The organism is Lacticaseibacillus suihuaensis, from assembly GCF_054785075.1.
The window spans coordinates 18,359-32,813 of the sequence record NZ_BAAGBJ010000003.1 but is presented as its reverse complement, the minus strand read 5'-3'; the positions used below and the strand labels follow the sequence as shown (position 1 = coordinate 32,813).

Genomic DNA, 14,455 nt, shown 5'->3' with positions numbered 1-14,455 from the left:
CTTTCACCAAGGCTTTTCAGAAAGCCGTTAAAACAGGCAATATGGTATACTTTTGGGTGAATCCGGCGCCAAACGCCGTCTAGGAGGCTAACCATGAATCAACACCTGCAAGCACTGCAACAATGGGTCGAAGCCCAAGGCCTCGACCTTGCCTACATCAGCAACTTCACCAACATCAACTACTTCACCGGCTTCTACTCCGATCCCGAGGAGCGGATTACCGGCCTGTTCGTCTTCCCCGACCAGGACCCCTTCCTGTTCGTGCCGGCCCTGTCCATCGAGGCCGTGAAGAAGACCGGCTGGCCGTACGGCGTCGCCGGCTACCTCGACCACGAGGACCCCTTCGCCTTGATCGCCGATCAGATCAAGCGCCGCAACCCGAACCCGCGGCTGTGGGGCATCGAAAAAGATGACCTGGCCGTCTTCAAGTTCGAGGCCGTGATGCGCGAGTTCCCGCAGGCCACCTTCCCGGCCGACGCCAGCCGCTTCACCGAGGGTCTGCAGCTGATCAAGACCCCAGACGAGATCGCGACGATGATTGAGGCCGGCGCCCAGGCCGACCGCGCCTTTGCCGCCGGCTTCGCCGCCTTGAAGACCGGCATCACCGAGCAGCAGGTCGTCGCCGAAATCGAGTACAAGATGATGCAAGAAGGCGTGATGCACATGTCCTTTGACACCATCGTCCAGGCCGGCGTCGACGCCGCGGATCCCCACGGCGGCCCGGAGCAGACCAAGGTACAACCGGGCGAGCTCGTGTTGTTCGATCTTGGCACCAACAACCACGGCTACATGTCCGACGCCACCCGCACCGTCGCGTTCGGCGGCCCCGTCTCCGCCAAGGCCCGTGAGATCCACAAGGTCTGCCTGGAGGCCCAGCTGACCGCCCAGGCCGCCGTGCGGCCGGGTCTGACCGCCGCCGCCTTGGACAAAATCGCCCGTGACGTGATTGAAAAGGCCGGCTACGGTGAGTACTTCAACCACCGCCTGGGCCACGGCATCGGCATGTCGACCCACGAGTTCCCGTCCATCATGGAAGGCAACGACATGGAACTGCAGCCGGGCATGTGCTTTTCCATCGAGCCGGGCATCTACATCCCCGGCGTCGCCGGTGTTCGTATCGAAGACTGTGTTCACGTCACCGCAACCGGCTGTGAGCCCTTCACCCACACCCCAAAAGACTACACCCAAGTCGGCTAGCCGCCGCTTGGGTCAACCGCTCGGCTTGCGAGTTTCAGACACAAAAACTGGGTTACCCGCTTGGGCAACCCAGTTTTTGTGTATTCGTGGCTTACGCCTCGGAAGCGCCGCTGGTGGCATCCGGCGCGGTCGGCGCCGGGGTCGCCTCGGAGGCGCCGCTGGTCGCGTCAACCGCCGGCGTTGCGCTTTGCGACGCCCCGCTGGTCGCGTCGGCCGCCGGTGCGGCTGGCGTGGCCGCGGAGGCGCCGGTGTCGGCGTCTGGCGTCGGCTTTTCGCTTTGCGACGCACCGCTCACGGCGTCGGCCTTGGCGCTTGGGTTCGGCGCCAAGGTCTGGCCGGTGCGGCGCAGGTAATCGGCGACAATCGGCCAGATGTCAAGCACCCACTCGTTGACGCCGCGGTACTTGTCGTCGCCGTCGCGCATCGCCTTGTAGTAGTGCATGATGTACTTTTCGTTGATCTTGTTGCCCGGCACCGGCATCGCAAACAGGTCTTTTTGCTTGCTGCGCAGCATCCAGATCACCTGCTTGACGTGGTCACGGGCACGTTCCGGGTGACAGGCAATCGCGGCGTTGCCGACCTGCCACGGGTAGCGTGGCGCCAGCATGTCGTCGTGGTCCAGGAAGTGGTTGTAGTAGACGAACTGATCGTTGTCGTCCATGTACGTCGCTTCCATCGGGAACGTGTTCAAGAACCAGTTGAGCTGATCGACGGTCAACAGGCCGCGGTCGAGCTTGACGTAATCGTGCCCGGCGGCGGCGTTGGTCTTGGCCGCGCCTTGCTCGACCCAGTCCTTGGCGTCCATCGGCACGTCGATGGTAGTGTCGGTCGGGTGGCCGGCACTCAGGTCCTCTTGGCGCCAGGCCTCGTCCGGCTGCTTGTCCTTCATCGCCTTGAGCACCGTCACCCACTTAGCGAACTTGCCCATCACGCTGCCGAGGAACTTGACGGTGCGGGCATCCTTGAGGTTGCCGTGGTCGTCAAAGGCGGTGCGAACATCTGCGAGCAAAAACTCGTCGCTTGGCATCACCAAGGCGCCGACACCCGGGGACTCGAGAATCTGGCGCAACGACAGCTGGGCCCGAGACGAACCCTGGGTGTAATAAGAGGCACCGACGATCAACACCGGCTTGTTTTCGAACGGGTGAACGTTGAACGAGAGCCACTCGATCACGTTCTTCATGGCCGGGGCCAGGGTGTGGTTGTGCTCCGGTGTGGCCAGAATCACCCCGTCGGCGGCGGCGATTTTCTTGGCCAGGTACTGGATTGGGGCGCTGTCGGTCTGGTCGTCGTCTTGACTGAACATCGGCACGTCTTGGATGCTCAACAGCTCGATGTCGGCTAGCGGCGCGAACTCACTGGCGATGTAGGTCAACAACTTGCGATTATAGGATTCATCCGCGATGGATCCCGCAATTCCAACGAATTTCAAAGCGATTATTGGCAGGCGACTCTTGCGAGCGGATTTCGGTCCTGGCCTGCCCCTCCTTTTTGAATGATCAGTGATTGGTCTCCTGCCAGTCGGCGCTGCGCGTCATCTTGGCGGTCAGCTGGCGGTTCACGTCCACGAAGGTCGCGAAATTCGTCATCAGCGCGTCAAGCTGGTGGGTCAAGGTCTGGCTGGTCAAATCGCCATTGTCATCGAAGGCAGAAAGCGAGTGCCCGACCATGAATTCCCCGCTCGGCATGATCCGCGCGTCAAGCTCCGGCGACTCGAGGATCTGGCGCAGCTGCGCCTGGGCGCGGGAGGTGCCCAAGGCCCCGTAAGACGCGCCCATGATCAGCACCGGCTTGCCCGCGAAGGGGTGAACGTGGTAGGACAGCCAGGCCAAGGCGCTGCTCAAAACGGCCGGGACGCTGTGATCATACTCGGGGGTCGCGATGATCACGCCGTCGGCCGCCGCGATGGCGGCCGCAAGTTCAGTGGCCGCGGCCGGGATGCTGTGATCCGCCGTTTTGTAGAAAAGCGGCAGGTCCGTCAGCTCGTGCAGCGTGACGTCGACCTTGTCTGCGAAGTGGTGCTGCACGAACTGAATCAGCTGGCGATTCGTGGAATGCGCCGAGTTGGTCCCGGCGATGCCAATGTAATGCAACATGTAACTCACCATCCTTAGTTTATCGACTTACCACCCACATTATGCCAGATTGTGAAAAAGTGTTCAATATTTGAAACTGCCATCATCGTTATCCGAAACTATGATGTCGCGACGGGGCGCAAAAACGGCCGGTGCCGCAGGGGCCCGACCGCTTGTCTGTGCTGTGTGTTCGGTCATCGCGACCACGGCCAGCCGCCTAACCTAGAACACCGGCTGGGCCGCGGTGCCGTGCTGCGGCCGGACTGGGGCCGACACCACACCCGGCGCGAGTTACTTGAGCAGGTGCCGCTCAATGTAGCGCAACACACCTTGATCCTCGTTGCTGGCCGCCTTGTCCTTGGCCGCCGCCAGCACCGCCGGCTGCTCATTGGCCATCGCCACGCCGAGCCCGACTTCTTGAATCATCTCCAGGTCGTTGCCGCCGTCGCCGAACGCCGCCATGTCGGCCAGGTCGATGCCGAGTATCGCCCCAAGCTCCCGCAACCCCGCGGCCTTGTGAACCCCGGGCTGAATCAGGTCGATGTCGCCGTGACCCGAGCTGACCGCCACGGCCAGACCGGCGAGCCGCTCACTCAAGGCCGCGACCAAGGCCGTCGTGCGTTTGGGAGGGCAGCTCAGGGCGAACTTCAGCACGTCGTCTGCGACTTGCGCCACGTCCGGCACCACGGCGAGCTGGTGGTAGTAGCGCCGCATCGCGGCGACATGGGCGGGTGCGACGGTCGGGCCAGCGTAGGCGCTGCGGCGGCCGCAGACCAACACCTGCAGCTCGGGAAAATCCGCTAACACCGCCAGGATGGCGACCGCAGCGGCTGGGGCAAAGGCATGCACCGCCAGTTCTTGGTCGACCGTGCGGAGGTAGGCGCCGTTTTCCGCCACGTACAAGAGGTCCGGGTAATCCGGGAAAAAGGACACCAGCTGCGAAAACTGGTTGCCGCTGGCGACCACGAAGCGGACGCCTTGCGCCTGCATCCGCTCGTGCAGCCGGGCGAACGCGGCGACGTCGTAGGTGCCATCGCCCTTCAGGAAGGTGCCATCCATGTCCGTTGCAATCAGTCGAATCATCGCGCCACCTCTGCATCCTTCAGCACAAAGCGCGTGATGGCCTTGGCGATGCCGTCGTCGTCGTTGCTGGCGGTAACAAAATCCGCATGGGCCTTGGCGACGTCCGAGCCGTTTTGCATGCATACCGCCAGGCCGACCAGCTTGAACATCGCTAGGTCGTTGCCCTCGTCGCCAAAGGCCATCATGTCGGCCGGTGAAATAGCCAGGCGCGTGGCGAGCAGGCGCAGCCCCGCCGCCTTGTCGACGCCTTGGGCCATCACCTCCAGGAAGCTCGGCCCAGCTCGCAAGACGCTGTAATCGGCGGCCAGCGCCGCTTCGATCTGCGGTGCGGCCGCGTCCAGCCGGGTCTTGGCGCCGACGAACAGCCCCTTGGTGACGGCAAAATCGGCCGGCAGCTCACCGGGCTCGCGGATCAACAGCCCGGCGGCGTTCTCCGCGGCCTGCTGGACGATGGTCGCGTCGACGTCGCGGTCGGCGGTGATGATGGTGCTGTCTTCGGCCACCACGTTGAACGGCACGTCAAGGGCCTTGGCCAGCGCGGTCATCCGCCGGTAGCCGGCGTTGTCAACCAGCCGGCGGCCGACCACGGCTCCGTCTGCGGTCACCACCACCGCCCCGTTGTTGGTGACGGCGTATTGGTCGGGGCCGTCAATGCCCAGCGCCGTCATGAACGGCGCGATGCCGGCCAGCGGTCGCCCCGAGGTCAAGACGACCTTGATGCCCCGGGCCAGGCAGGCCGCCACCGCGGTTTGAGTCGAAAGCAGAATCCGGTGATGCGAGTCCAGCAGGGTGTCGTCGATGTCGAGTGCAATCAGTCGAATGGTCATAAGCTCGCTCCTTTGCAAGGTGTTGCCCTCAGCTTAGCACATCCGACGCGACAAAATTGCAAGCACTTGCCGACACCTGCCGGATTCGGCCGGCACCGGGTGACCGGGGTGGTAAACTGTCACCGATAGGAGGCAATCATGACAGAACAATCCAAAATGTTGGCCGGGCAGCTGTACGACGCGATGGACCCGGCACTGGCCACGCAACGCAGGCTGGCGCGTCAGGCCGCGGATGCCTACAACGCCACCCAAGAAGGCGACGACGCCAAGCGCCACGCCATTCTCGCCGGGCTGCTGGGCCACCTAGGCGATGACTGCGAGCTCAACCCCAGCGTTCGCTTCGACTACGGGGAAAACCTGTACCTGGGCGATCACTGCTACTTCAACTTCGACTGCATTTTTCTCGACTGCGCCGAGATTCGCTTCGGCGACAACGTGTTCGTCGGGCCGCGGTGCAGCTTCCTGACGCCGGTTCATCCCCTACAGGCGGCCGCTCGCAACCGCCAGTTCGACGCGGCCGGCCAGGTCCACCTGTTCGAATCCGCCCAGCCGATCACCGTTGAAAGCAACGTGTGGCTGGGCGGCGGCGTCACCGTCAACCCCGGCGTCACCATCCACCACGACGCGGTGGTCGGCTCAGGCGCCGTGGTCACCAAGGACGTCGAGGCCTTCGCCATCGTCGCCGGGGTGCCGGCCAAGGTGATTGGCGACGTGCGAGCGTGAGTGACGCCGTTTGGCTGCCCCGAGTGGCCGGACCAAAAAGGATGGGGCCGTGATGGAACCCCCGGATTTGGATTGTTGTCCAAACCTGGGGGTCACATCACGGCCACCATCCTTTTGAATGCGCTAAGACGCCTAGTAAGTCGCCGTGGCCAGACCAAACTCGGCCATTTTCGCCTGATTAAAGGTGATGCCAAGCCCTGGCGTGGTTGGCACCTGCATCAGCCCGTCTGCAATCACCACGTCCTCGTTGAAAAGCGGCTGAAGCCACTCGACGTGCTCCACCCAGATCGGGTACGGGTAGGTTGCGGCCAGCGGCAGGTGCAAGGACATCACAAAGTGTGGCGCAACCGTCAAGCGCTTCTCACGGGCGTGTTCCAGCACGGCCAGCAGCGGCGTGATGCCGCCCAGCCGCGGGGCATCCGGCATAATGAGGTCCACGGCATCTTGGTCGATAAAGTCGAGAACGTCGCTCAGGCTGGACAGCATTTCGCCCGTCCCAATCGGGGTGGTCAACGCATTCTTGAGCTTGCGGTGGCCGGCCACGTCATGGGCGTTGAGCGGCTCCTCCAGCCAGGTCAGGTTGAACGCGTCAAGCGCATGCCCCACCCGCAGTGCGGTACTCAGATCCCACTGCTGATTGGCATCGACCATCAGTGGGACATTGGGACCTAAGGCATTTCTCAGGGCCTTCACCCGGGCAATGTCGATGGCCGCATCGGGCTGGCCGACCTTCAGCTTGATGCCGCCCATGCCATGGGCCAGCGACCACTTGGCCTTGGCAATCACCTCGTCGATCGGCGCCTGCAGGTAACCGCCCGAGGTGTTGTAGCACGGAACGCCGGTGCGGTTGGCGCCGATCAACTTGGCCAGCGGCAGGTCGGCCTTTCTGGCCTTGAGGTCCCACAGCGCAATGTCGAACGCCGCGATCACCTGATTGATCAGGCCGTTCTCCCCCAAGGTGTTACCCGCCCAGCTGAGCTTATCCCACAGCCGCTGAATATCGTTGGGATCCTCGCCGATCATCAGCGGCGCGAATTCCTGGGCCAGGGCATACTGCGACATGCCGCCGGCGCGTAAGGCGTAGCTGAATCCCGCCCCTTGCGTCCCGCTGTGCGTGGTGATCTCCACGCACAGCACGAAGACGCCGGCCAGCGCCTTTTGCTTGCCCTGCAGCACCTTTGCATCGCTGACTGGCGCGGCCAGCGGCACATTGACCTCCGTGACTTTCACGTGCCGAATCGCATCTACCTGGTAACTCATCAGCTTCACACTCCTTTGCCCCCAGCATACTGACCCGCCAAAAGTGGCGCAATGTTCCTTGGACTAACTGTCTTTTGGAACGCCGGTCCGTGCGGCCAATCAATCTGCTACAATGGTGACGAGTCCTGGGAGGTAGCAGATGATCAAATTCGAGCAAGTCGAGCAGTGGCCAACCCTGCCGTTCAAATTCTTTCAGCACCACCCCGGCACCCCGATCACCGTGGCGCCGCACTGGCACCCGGAAGTCGAGCTGAACTTCCTGGTCGCCGGCGGCCCCCTGCGCTTCGTCGCCGGCAACCGCGCGACCACCTACCGCCCCGGCGACTGCTGGGCCGTCGACCGCCGCGTCAGCCACGAAGCAGACGGCGACAACACGCTGGTCTGGGACGAGTTCGGCTTCATCATTGACGAGCGCTTCTTGCAGGGCAAGCTGCCCCAAAGCGCCGACTGGCAGCTGCACCTGAACGGCCAGGCCTCAGCCGAAGCTGCGCCGGCCGCCTACCAGGCACTGTTCGCGGAGGCCCAGGCGATGCGTCAGCTGATCACGACGGCGCTTGACGCCGACGACCGGCTGCTGGTGCTGAGCCATTTTTACCGGCTGCTGGTCTTGCTCGATCGCCACTTCACCACCAAGACCAAGGCCGCGGCGGTCGCACCGAATCCCAACCTGGTCGACACGGTGCTCGATCGCATTCACCGCGGTTACGCCGGCGACCTGAGCGTCGCCGCGCTGGCCGCCGGGGCCCATGTCTCCCAGACCACGCTGAACCAGCAGTTCCAAGACGCGATGGGCATGCCGGTGCATGACTACCTGACGCAGGTGCGGGTGATCGCCGCCAAGCGCCTGCTGGTCGAAAGCACCGCCGGCATCGACTACATCGCAAGCGTCTGCGGCTTCGGCAGCGTCAAAACCTTCCAGCGCAACTTCCGCCGCCTGGTTCACCGCACCCCATCGGCCTTTCGCCTGGCGCCTTTTGAAAACGATGACGCCGACTGCCGCGAATAGTGTCGCCTCGCGTTGACACGACCGTGATAAGGTACTCGCATACCGCGAGGCCTTTTTTGACGTCACCGGGTCCTCGCACGAAAGGCGGTCTTTTGATGTCCCACCACAACGCCTGGCGCCTGGCCAGCATCCTCAGCCTATCTCTGGTCGGCGGCTGCGCCAGCCTGATCACCGGCCTGATTCCCCACCTGCAGCAACTTTACGCAGCCCAACCCACCGCCGCCATCGAGTGGCTGGTCACCGCCGCCAACCTGGCGGCGCTGGTGACGCTGCTCGCCAACCCCTGGCTGACCGGCCGCTTCGGGGTGCGGCTGGTCGTGGTCTACGGCCTGCTTCTTGCCGGCCTGTGCGGCAGCCTGCCGCTCATCCCACTGCCTTACGGCTGGCTGTTGGCCAGCCGGCTGGGCTTGGGGCTTGGCGTCGGGCTGTTTTCGCCCCACGCCTTGGGGCTGATCGCCCGGACCTACCGCGGCGACTTTCGCGCCAGGCTGCTCGGGTACCAAACCGGGCTGTCGGCGTTGGGCAACGCGCTTTTAATGGCGCTGGCCGGGCTTGTGATCGCCGTCAGCTGGCGCGGCGTCTTCGCCTTGTACCTGCTGCTTTGGCCGCTGGCGGTGCTGGCGGCCCGGGTGCTGGGGGATGAGGCGACTCGCGGCGCGACCGCCGAGCCAAGGACCGCGCCTGCCGCCGATTGCGTTGTTGACGCGACCCCGACCGCGGCGGATGGCCCCGCCCCGGCCCAGGCCGCCGACCACCGCGGCGCAAAAACCGCGGCCGGCCTGCCTTGGGCCAAGTGGGGGCTATGCGCCTTGGCCTTTCTCACCTACCTGCTGATCTGGGGCGTTCAGCTCAAGCTGCCGGCACTGATGGCCGCCCACCACGTCGGCGGGGCGGCCGTGGCCAACTGGACCTTGGCCGCGATGAACCTGGGCGGCCTGGTCGCCGGGCTCACCTTCGGCCGGCTGCACCGGCGCCTTCACGCCTTCACGCTGGCCGCCGGCTACCTCGGCGCGGCACTTGGCGTCTGGGCGCTGATTGCCTGGCGCCAGCCGGTTGCGGTCATCGCCGCCGCCGTGTTTTTCAACTGGATCTACTCTTACACCGGGCCTTACCTGATTTACCGCACCAGCCTGGGGCTGACGGCGGGTCAGATTGACATGGCCGCCAGCGCCTTGACCGTCGCCACGGTCACCTCCGCCTTTTTCGCCCCGCCGGTGTGGAACTGGCTGGGGCAACTGGGCCCGGCGACGGTGACGGTGAACGCCTTGGGCTGGATTGCCGCCACCCTGGCCGCCATTGCCCTGGTTACCCTGCTTGTCGTCACGCGCTTAGCGAAAGGAGTCACTCATGACTGAAGCCGAAAAAATGCACAACGAATCCCTCTACGACCCCGGTGACCCGGCGATTGCCGCCTTGCAAGTCGCCTGCCTGGAAAAATTGTACGACTACAACCACACCCGGCCGGGTGAAGCCGCGCGTCGCACCGCCTTGTTGGCCGAGCTGTTCGCCGATATCGGGGAAGGCTGCTACCTCGAGCCGCCGTTTCACGCCAATTTTGGCGGCCACCACGTCCACCTCGGCGACCACGTCTACGCCAACTTCAACCTGACGCTGGTCGACGACACCCACATTCACATCGGCAGCCGTACGATGATCGGCCCCAACGTCACGATTGCCACCGCCGGCCACCCGATTCTGCCCGAGCTCAGGGCCCGGGGGCTGCAGTACAACGCGCCGGTTCGCATCGGCGAGAACTGCTGGCTCGGCGCCGGCGTCATCGTGCTGCCCGGCGTCACCATCGGCGACAACGTCGTGATCGGCGCCGGCAGCGTGGTCACCCACGACCTGCCCAGCGACGTGGTCGCGTTCGGCGACCCCTGCAAGATTGCCCGGCCGGTCAACGACCACGACCGCGATTTTTACTTCAAAGACCACCGCATCGACCCGGGGATGCTTAACACAAAGGGCTGACCGCGTTGACGCGGTCAGCCCCCCGGGTGCTACTTGCCAACCAACCCATACCAGTCGATGGCGGTCAGATACGCCAAGTTCTCGCCATTGTAGGCCATCCCGCCGCGGCGGTCAGCCGGAAACCGAAAGTGCCGGCACTTGCCAGCGACGCGCATGTCCAGGCGCTTTTCGGTCAACGTGTTGCTCACCCGAAAGTCCGAGATGTCGGCCGTCGCCAGCGCCTCGGGCCGCCCCTCGTGGCGCCCGCTCAGCGGGTACACCCACAACTTCTCCGCGGTGAAAACCAACAGCACCGGCCGCTCGAACAGATCCGCGTACAAAGCGGGGTTGGACGTGATGTCAAACACCACCCGCGATGCAGAGGAGCCGGTGCGGCGGCCCCACAGGTAATTGCCGACCGGTGTCACGCCGAGCGACTTTACGATGGCCAAGGCGGCTTCTTGCGTCAATGCAACCATAATTGTCTCCTTTCGCCTTTCAATTCACGCGCGGCCCATCTAAGATAGAGGCAGCGCATTGGCTTCAGTGTAGCCGAGAACGGTTTCACCGCGAGGCCAAGCTGAATTGATTCACATTTTTGAGGAGGCGTGGCCATGATTTTCGAACACCCCACCCTAGGGGCGGCCTACCGCGAGCTGCGCCAGCGCCGCGGCTTGGCCATTAAGCAGGTCCGTGGCGACTTGGACGCCTCGGCGGTTTCACACTTCGAACGCGACAGCGCAGACATTCGCGTGACTAACCTGGTGGCGCTGCTTGCGTCGACCGGGATGCCGGTTGACGAGTTCACGCAGCTGCTCCCCGCCGCCAACACCAGCGTGGCGGCCACGCTGCGCCAGCTTTCCGCGGCCTATGATCGTGGTGATACGACCGCCATCGCGACCATGCTTTCCAATTACGCCGACGCGCTGCCGGCGACGCCACCGCGCTACCTCATTCGGTTGATTGTAGCCTCGTATTACGCCGAGCTGGCCCCGTCGGCTGCCGAATTCGTCTCGGATTACCTGATGCAGGACGGTCGCTGGTTTGGCCTGGAATACATCGCCTTTGGCAACCTCGCCTATAGCCTGCCGCCGCAGACCAATGCAAGGCTGTTGGCCAAAATGCTGCGGGAGTACCACGCCTTCCACCTGCCCAGCTACACCCCGCTCTTCACCGCGGCCGTCTACAACCTCGCCGTGAACCAGCTGGAGGCCGGCGACTACGCCGAGACCCGCAGGCTGTTGGCCGCGGTCGAGCCCGACAGCACCGACTCAAGCGATCTTTACCTCCGCATCCACTTTGCCTTTTTGCGCCTGCTGACGCCTTGGCTGGAGTCCCGCCAGACACAAGACGCGGCCGCCCTCACACAGTTTCTGACGGTGACGGCGCTGATCGACCCGACGCTTGCAACCAAGTTTCGCGCCTGGCAGACCCAGCTGGCGGCAAGACGCGATGGTTGACCTCGCGCCTTGTTGACGGCCGCCGTATCGCCCTGATTGCCATCGGTCTGACGGCGGATTGCCGCCACCCAGCCGCCATCGCACCACCAAAAACAGCCCGAATCGTCTTCAATGACGGTTCGGGCTGTTGGCGCTACGACGCCGGCCGCGCCGAAGCCACCGAACTCAGTGAATCCGGTGGCCTTGGCTTATTCGGTTACGTTCCTGGCTTCGTCCTGCCAATGTGGTTCACCACCGCGCTCGCTGGGGCCGCAGCTACCTCACGTTGCGAGTAGGTCCTAACTTGGTGCGAGCAGTGGGTTGGTGAAATCCTATGCCCTGGTATCTCCTCCTAAGTTGAAGGGGTTGCACTAAAACTCTTGAGTTTGAAAGCCGTGTGGCACGACACTGCGGCTTGGCATGGGTTGGGTACTAGAGGCGCTTGCGCTCCGGATCGTTCCCCTATGCGGCAGAGGTGCCAGCGCTGCGGCCGCAGCGCCATCCCCGCACGTGACTGATCATTCACTGGTAGCTTAACACCAGACCAATGTGCCGTCAACTGATTTGACTCGGCCTTTTCTCGGCGCCGCTTGCCCCGCACGAGTTTGGCTTAGCTCACCAGCGTCAGCGTCTTGGTGCCGCGCGAGGCGGCGACGTAGCGGCGATTGGCGCCGTTTTGCGCATCCGCGTAGAAACGACCGTGCCAATCCGCCACGATGACGTGATCGAACTCCAGGCCCTTGGCCGTGGCGAGCGCCATCACCCGGACCGAGGCGGCCACAGCGTCACTGCCGTCATCCGCCTGCATCAGCGTGGCCTCCGGCACCACGGCGGCCAGCGCCGAAGCCGCCGCATCGTCCGGCGCAATCAGCGCCACGCTTTGCCCCGGCGTTACCGGCAGCGCCGCGACCAACGCCGCCCAATCCGGCGCCGTCACCTGGCGCGGCGCCACGCCATGAGGCTGCACGGCCCGAACAGCCCAGCTGCCAGCGTACTGGGCGAAAAAGGCGGTGATGGCCCCGGTCGACCGGTAGCTGGTGGTCAGCGCCAGCCGCTTGGTCTGGCGACCGGCGAACCAGTCGGCGATTGCCGGGGCCCGGCCAAACAGGCGCTGACGGTGGTCGCCGACGATGGTGAGCGCCGCCTGATCGAACAGCGCGGCCAGCATCGCCCAGGCGTCGCCGTCGTAATCCTGCGCCTCGTCGATGAACACCGCCCGAATACCAGGCTGGCGGTAGCCGGTGGCGACCACCAGCAGGTACAGCCGGTCGTAAGGCGTCAGTGCCGCCAGACCCCAGGCCGCTGCGAGCCTGGCCCAGTCCAGCCAACCGCTCACGTCGGCTGGCACCGCCGCTTGGGCGACCAGCAGGCGCCAGGCCGCCTGCAACCGCTTGGCCGCCGGTGCCGAAGCCGCGGTCTGACGCAGTGCGGCCTCAGACAACCCGAACGCCCCGGCCGGCAGCGGCTGTTGCAGCAAGCCGGCCAGCGCCGCCAGATGGTTGCCAACTTGAGTCACGCCGGGCAGCCCCAGGTGGTCGCCGAGCTGGCGAATGAAGGCCGCGTAGGTGGTGCAAAGCGGCTCCCGCTCACCCAACGCCGGCAGCACCCCGCGGATGTAGCGGCGAAAGGCGCGGTTGGGCGTGAGCAGCAACACGCTGTCCGGGGCCCAATCGGCGCGGTGCTGAAACAGCTGGTAGGCCACCCGCTGCAGCAGCACCGAGGTCTTGCCGCTGCCGGCCACCCCATCGACCCAAAGCACCGGCGCCGCCGCGCGAATCACCGCGTTTTGCTCCGCCTGAATGGTGGCGGTGATTTCCTTGAGCGACCCCGTTCGATCCTGGGCCAACACCGCCAGCAGCTGGGTGTCGGCGACGGCCGCCCCGGCTTCAGTGGCCGCCACCAACCTGCCGTGGTCGACCACCAGCTGTAGCCGCCTGGCCACCGTGATGGCAATGTCTTGCCCGTTGGCCCGGAAGCTGGTCGCCCCAATGCGGTTGGCGTAATAGGCGTCGGCCACCGGGGCTCGCCAGTCGTAGATCAAGTCGGTGGCGTCGGCCGTGGCGTATCCCACTTTACCCAGATACACGGACTCGGGCTCGCCGTCGCCGTAATCCAGGTCGAGTTTGGCAAAATAGGCCGCAGGGTGCAGCAGCCTGGCATGGGCCAGCCGCGTCGCCGTCGCGTCGTAGCGCGAATTGAGCGTGTCGATCTGCCGGTTGCCGGACTCGAGGTTTGCGAAGGTCTCCAGTCGCTCGGCGGCCGACCCCAACGATAGGTGGCCGGTACTGCCCAGCTCGCGCTTAACCGCCTGACCCTCCTGCGTGATGGCGGCCAGTTTGGCCGCAAGCGTCGTGATGTCTTCACCCAGCCGATTGTAGATTGTCGTCAAGTGCTCCTGTTCCGTCTGCATGGCGTCACCTCCGAGCCCTCAGTCTACACGCTTTGGGCCTGAGAACCAGTCTGTTTCTGGCTTGCGCGGCCATGGTATAATAAGGATGGTGAAGGGCAGATCAAGTGATCTGCCCTTTCGTGTGACGTAAAAAAGACGCGCGGCCAAATGCGCCGCGCGTCTGCTTAATTGCAGGTTTACTTGCTGGTAAGACCGTACTTCTTGTTGAAGCGATCAACACGGCCGTCAGCCTTGCTGAACTTCTGCTTACCGGTGTAGAACGGGTGGGAATCGGACGTGATTTCCACACGAATCAACGGGTAGGTTTCGCCTTCGAATTCAACGGTTTCGTTAGAGGTCTTGGTCGAGCCGGAAACGAACTTGAACCCGGTTGCGGAGTCCATGAATACGACCTGGTGGTAATCTGGGTGGATGCCTTGCTTCATAGTAATCTTCTCCTTTGCCCTAAGCCATTGCCTGACCTAGAGATATTCGTGTCACAACCT

General features: G+C 64.1%; 14 protein-coding genes. 6 read left to right on the top strand and 8 right to left on the bottom strand.

Annotation, left to right across the window (positions count from 1 at the left end; all coding sequences use genetic code 11):
• Positions 1-93 precede the first annotated feature (93 nt).
• Positions 94-1,197 (top strand): M24 family metallopeptidase, encoded by a 1,104-nt coding sequence (locus ACYVRZ_RS03800; RefSeq protein WP_461224969.1) that lies wholly within the window; start codon positions 94-96, stop codon positions 1,195-1,197.
• Between the two features lie 91 nt (positions 1,198-1,288).
• Here the strand turns inward: ACYVRZ_RS03800 and ACYVRZ_RS03795 are convergent, their stop codons facing one another.
• The 4 genes from ACYVRZ_RS03795 to ACYVRZ_RS03780 form a co-directional block, all read right to left on the bottom strand.
• The gene (locus ACYVRZ_RS03795; RefSeq protein WP_461224967.1) at positions 1,289-2,629 is read right to left on the bottom strand and encodes an NAD(P)H-dependent oxidoreductase; all 1,341 of its coding nucleotides are present in this window, start codon (positions 2,627-2,629) and stop codon (positions 1,289-1,291) included.
• A 67-nt stretch (positions 2,630-2,696) separates the two neighbouring features.
• Complete coding sequence (locus ACYVRZ_RS03790) at positions 2,697-3,293, bottom strand: NADPH-dependent FMN reductase (RefSeq protein WP_461224965.1); 597 nt, start codon at positions 3,291-3,293, stop codon at positions 2,697-2,699.
• Between the two features lie 270 nt (positions 3,294-3,563).
• A complete protein-coding gene (locus tag ACYVRZ_RS03785) occupies positions 3,564-4,355 on the bottom strand; it encodes a Cof-type HAD-IIB family hydrolase (RefSeq protein WP_461224963.1) in 792 nt (263 codons plus the stop codon).
• The gene (locus ACYVRZ_RS03780) at positions 4,352-5,182 is read right to left on the bottom strand and encodes a Cof-type HAD-IIB family hydrolase (protein WP_461224961.1); all 831 of its coding nucleotides are present in this window, start codon (positions 5,180-5,182) and stop codon (positions 4,352-4,354) included. Before ACYVRZ_RS03780 ends, ACYVRZ_RS03785 begins: the two co-directional genes overlap by 4 nt.
• A 138-nt stretch (positions 5,183-5,320) precedes the next feature.
• Between ACYVRZ_RS03780 and ACYVRZ_RS03775 the strand changes: the two genes are divergently transcribed.
• Positions 5,321-5,905 carry a sugar O-acetyltransferase gene (locus tag ACYVRZ_RS03775; protein WP_461224959.1) on the top strand — a complete coding sequence of 195 codons (585 nt, stop codon included), beginning with the start codon at positions 5,321-5,323 and terminating at the stop codon, positions 5,903-5,905.
• A 132-nt stretch (positions 5,906-6,037) separates the two neighbouring features.
• Here the strand turns inward: ACYVRZ_RS03775 and ACYVRZ_RS03770 are convergent, their stop codons facing one another.
• Positions 6,038-7,165, bottom strand: a complete 1,128-nt coding sequence (locus tag ACYVRZ_RS03770; RefSeq protein ID WP_461224957.1) for an L-talarate/galactarate dehydratase — start codon at positions 7,163-7,165, stop codon at positions 6,038-6,040.
• A gap of 139 nt (positions 7,166-7,304) precedes the next feature.
• Between ACYVRZ_RS03770 and ACYVRZ_RS03765 the strand changes: the two genes are divergently transcribed.
• From ACYVRZ_RS03765 to ACYVRZ_RS03755, 3 genes are all read left to right on the top strand, one after another.
• Positions 7,305-8,171 (top strand): helix-turn-helix domain-containing protein, encoded by an 867-nt coding sequence (locus ACYVRZ_RS03765; RefSeq protein WP_461224955.1) that lies wholly within the window; start codon positions 7,305-7,307, stop codon positions 8,169-8,171.
• A gap of 95 nt (positions 8,172-8,266) precedes the next feature.
• Positions 8,267-9,526 (top strand): MFS transporter, encoded by a 1,260-nt coding sequence (locus tag ACYVRZ_RS03760; protein ID WP_461224953.1) that lies wholly within the window; start codon positions 8,267-8,269, stop codon positions 9,524-9,526.
• Positions 9,519-10,142 carry a sugar O-acetyltransferase gene (locus ACYVRZ_RS03755; RefSeq protein WP_461224951.1) on the top strand — a complete coding sequence of 208 codons (624 nt, stop codon included), beginning with the start codon at positions 9,519-9,521 and terminating at the stop codon, positions 10,140-10,142. Before ACYVRZ_RS03760 ends, ACYVRZ_RS03755 begins: the two co-directional genes overlap by 8 nt.
• 29 nt (positions 10,143-10,171) lie before the next feature.
• Here the strand turns inward: ACYVRZ_RS03755 and ACYVRZ_RS03750 are convergent, their stop codons facing one another.
• A complete protein-coding gene (locus tag ACYVRZ_RS03750) occupies positions 10,172-10,600 on the bottom strand; it encodes a hypothetical protein (RefSeq protein WP_461224949.1) in 429 nt (142 codons plus the stop codon).
• A gap of 135 nt (positions 10,601-10,735) precedes the next feature.
• Here ACYVRZ_RS03750 and ACYVRZ_RS03745 point away from each other — a divergent pair, with 135 nt between their 5' ends.
• Positions 10,736-11,581, top strand: a complete 846-nt coding sequence (locus ACYVRZ_RS03745; protein ID WP_461224947.1) for a helix-turn-helix domain-containing protein — start codon at positions 10,736-10,738, stop codon at positions 11,579-11,581.
• A gap of 589 nt (positions 11,582-12,170) precedes the next feature.
• Here the strand turns inward: ACYVRZ_RS03745 and ACYVRZ_RS03740 are convergent.
• Both ACYVRZ_RS03740 and ACYVRZ_RS03735 read right to left on the bottom strand, forming a co-directional pair.
• On the bottom strand, positions 12,171-13,970 hold the full coding sequence (locus tag ACYVRZ_RS03740) for a UvrD-helicase domain-containing protein (RefSeq protein WP_461224945.1): 1,800 nt from the start codon (positions 13,968-13,970) through the stop codon (positions 12,171-12,173).
• 176 nt (positions 13,971-14,146) lie between these two features.
• Positions 14,147-14,395, bottom strand: a complete 249-nt coding sequence (locus ACYVRZ_RS03735) for a type B 50S ribosomal protein L31 (RefSeq protein ID WP_461224943.1) — start codon at positions 14,393-14,395, stop codon at positions 14,147-14,149.
• Between the last annotated feature and the right edge of the window lie 60 nt (positions 14,396-14,455).

What these genes read in the sequence shown, in the direction of transcription:
- ACYVRZ_RS03780 (WP_461224961.1), bottom strand. Translation starts at nt 5,182, where the DNA reads ATGACCATTCGACTGATTGCACTCGACATCGACGACACCCTGCTGGAC.
- ACYVRZ_RS03755 (WP_461224951.1), top strand. Translation starts at nt 9,519, where the DNA reads ATGACTGAAGCCGAAAAAATGCACAACGAATCCCTCTACGACCCCGGT.
- ACYVRZ_RS03740 (WP_461224945.1), bottom strand. Translation starts at nt 13,970, where the DNA reads ATGCAGACGGAACAGGAGCACTTGACGACAATCTACAATCGGCTGGGT.
- ACYVRZ_RS03800 (WP_461224969.1), top strand. Translation starts at nt 94, where the DNA reads ATGAATCAACACCTGCAAGCACTGCAACAATGGGTCGAAGCCCAAGGC.
- ACYVRZ_RS03735 (WP_461224943.1), bottom strand. Translation starts at nt 14,395, where the DNA reads ATGAAGCAAGGCATCCACCCAGATTACCACCAGGTCGTATTCATGGAC.
- ACYVRZ_RS03745 (WP_461224947.1), top strand. Translation starts at nt 10,736, where the DNA reads ATGATTTTCGAACACCCCACCCTAGGGGCGGCCTACCGCGAGCTGCGC.
- ACYVRZ_RS03770 (WP_461224957.1), bottom strand. Translation starts at nt 7,165, where the DNA reads ATGAGTTACCAGGTAGATGCGATTCGGCACGTGAAAGTCACGGAGGTC.
- ACYVRZ_RS03760 (WP_461224953.1), top strand. Translation starts at nt 8,267, where the DNA reads ATGTCCCACCACAACGCCTGGCGCCTGGCCAGCATCCTCAGCCTATCT.
- ACYVRZ_RS03750 (WP_461224949.1), bottom strand. Translation starts at nt 10,600, where the DNA reads ATGGTTGCATTGACGCAAGAAGCCGCCTTGGCCATCGTAAAGTCGCTC.
- ACYVRZ_RS03775 (WP_461224959.1), top strand. Translation starts at nt 5,321, where the DNA reads ATGACAGAACAATCCAAAATGTTGGCCGGGCAGCTGTACGACGCGATG.
- ACYVRZ_RS03765 (WP_461224955.1), top strand. Translation starts at nt 7,305, where the DNA reads ATGATCAAATTCGAGCAAGTCGAGCAGTGGCCAACCCTGCCGTTCAAA.
- ACYVRZ_RS03790 (WP_461224965.1), bottom strand. Translation starts at nt 3,293, where the DNA reads ATGTTGCATTACATTGGCATCGCCGGGACCAACTCGGCGCATTCCACG.
- ACYVRZ_RS03785 (WP_461224963.1), bottom strand. Translation starts at nt 4,355, where the DNA reads ATGATTCGACTGATTGCAACGGACATGGATGGCACCTTCCTGAAGGGC.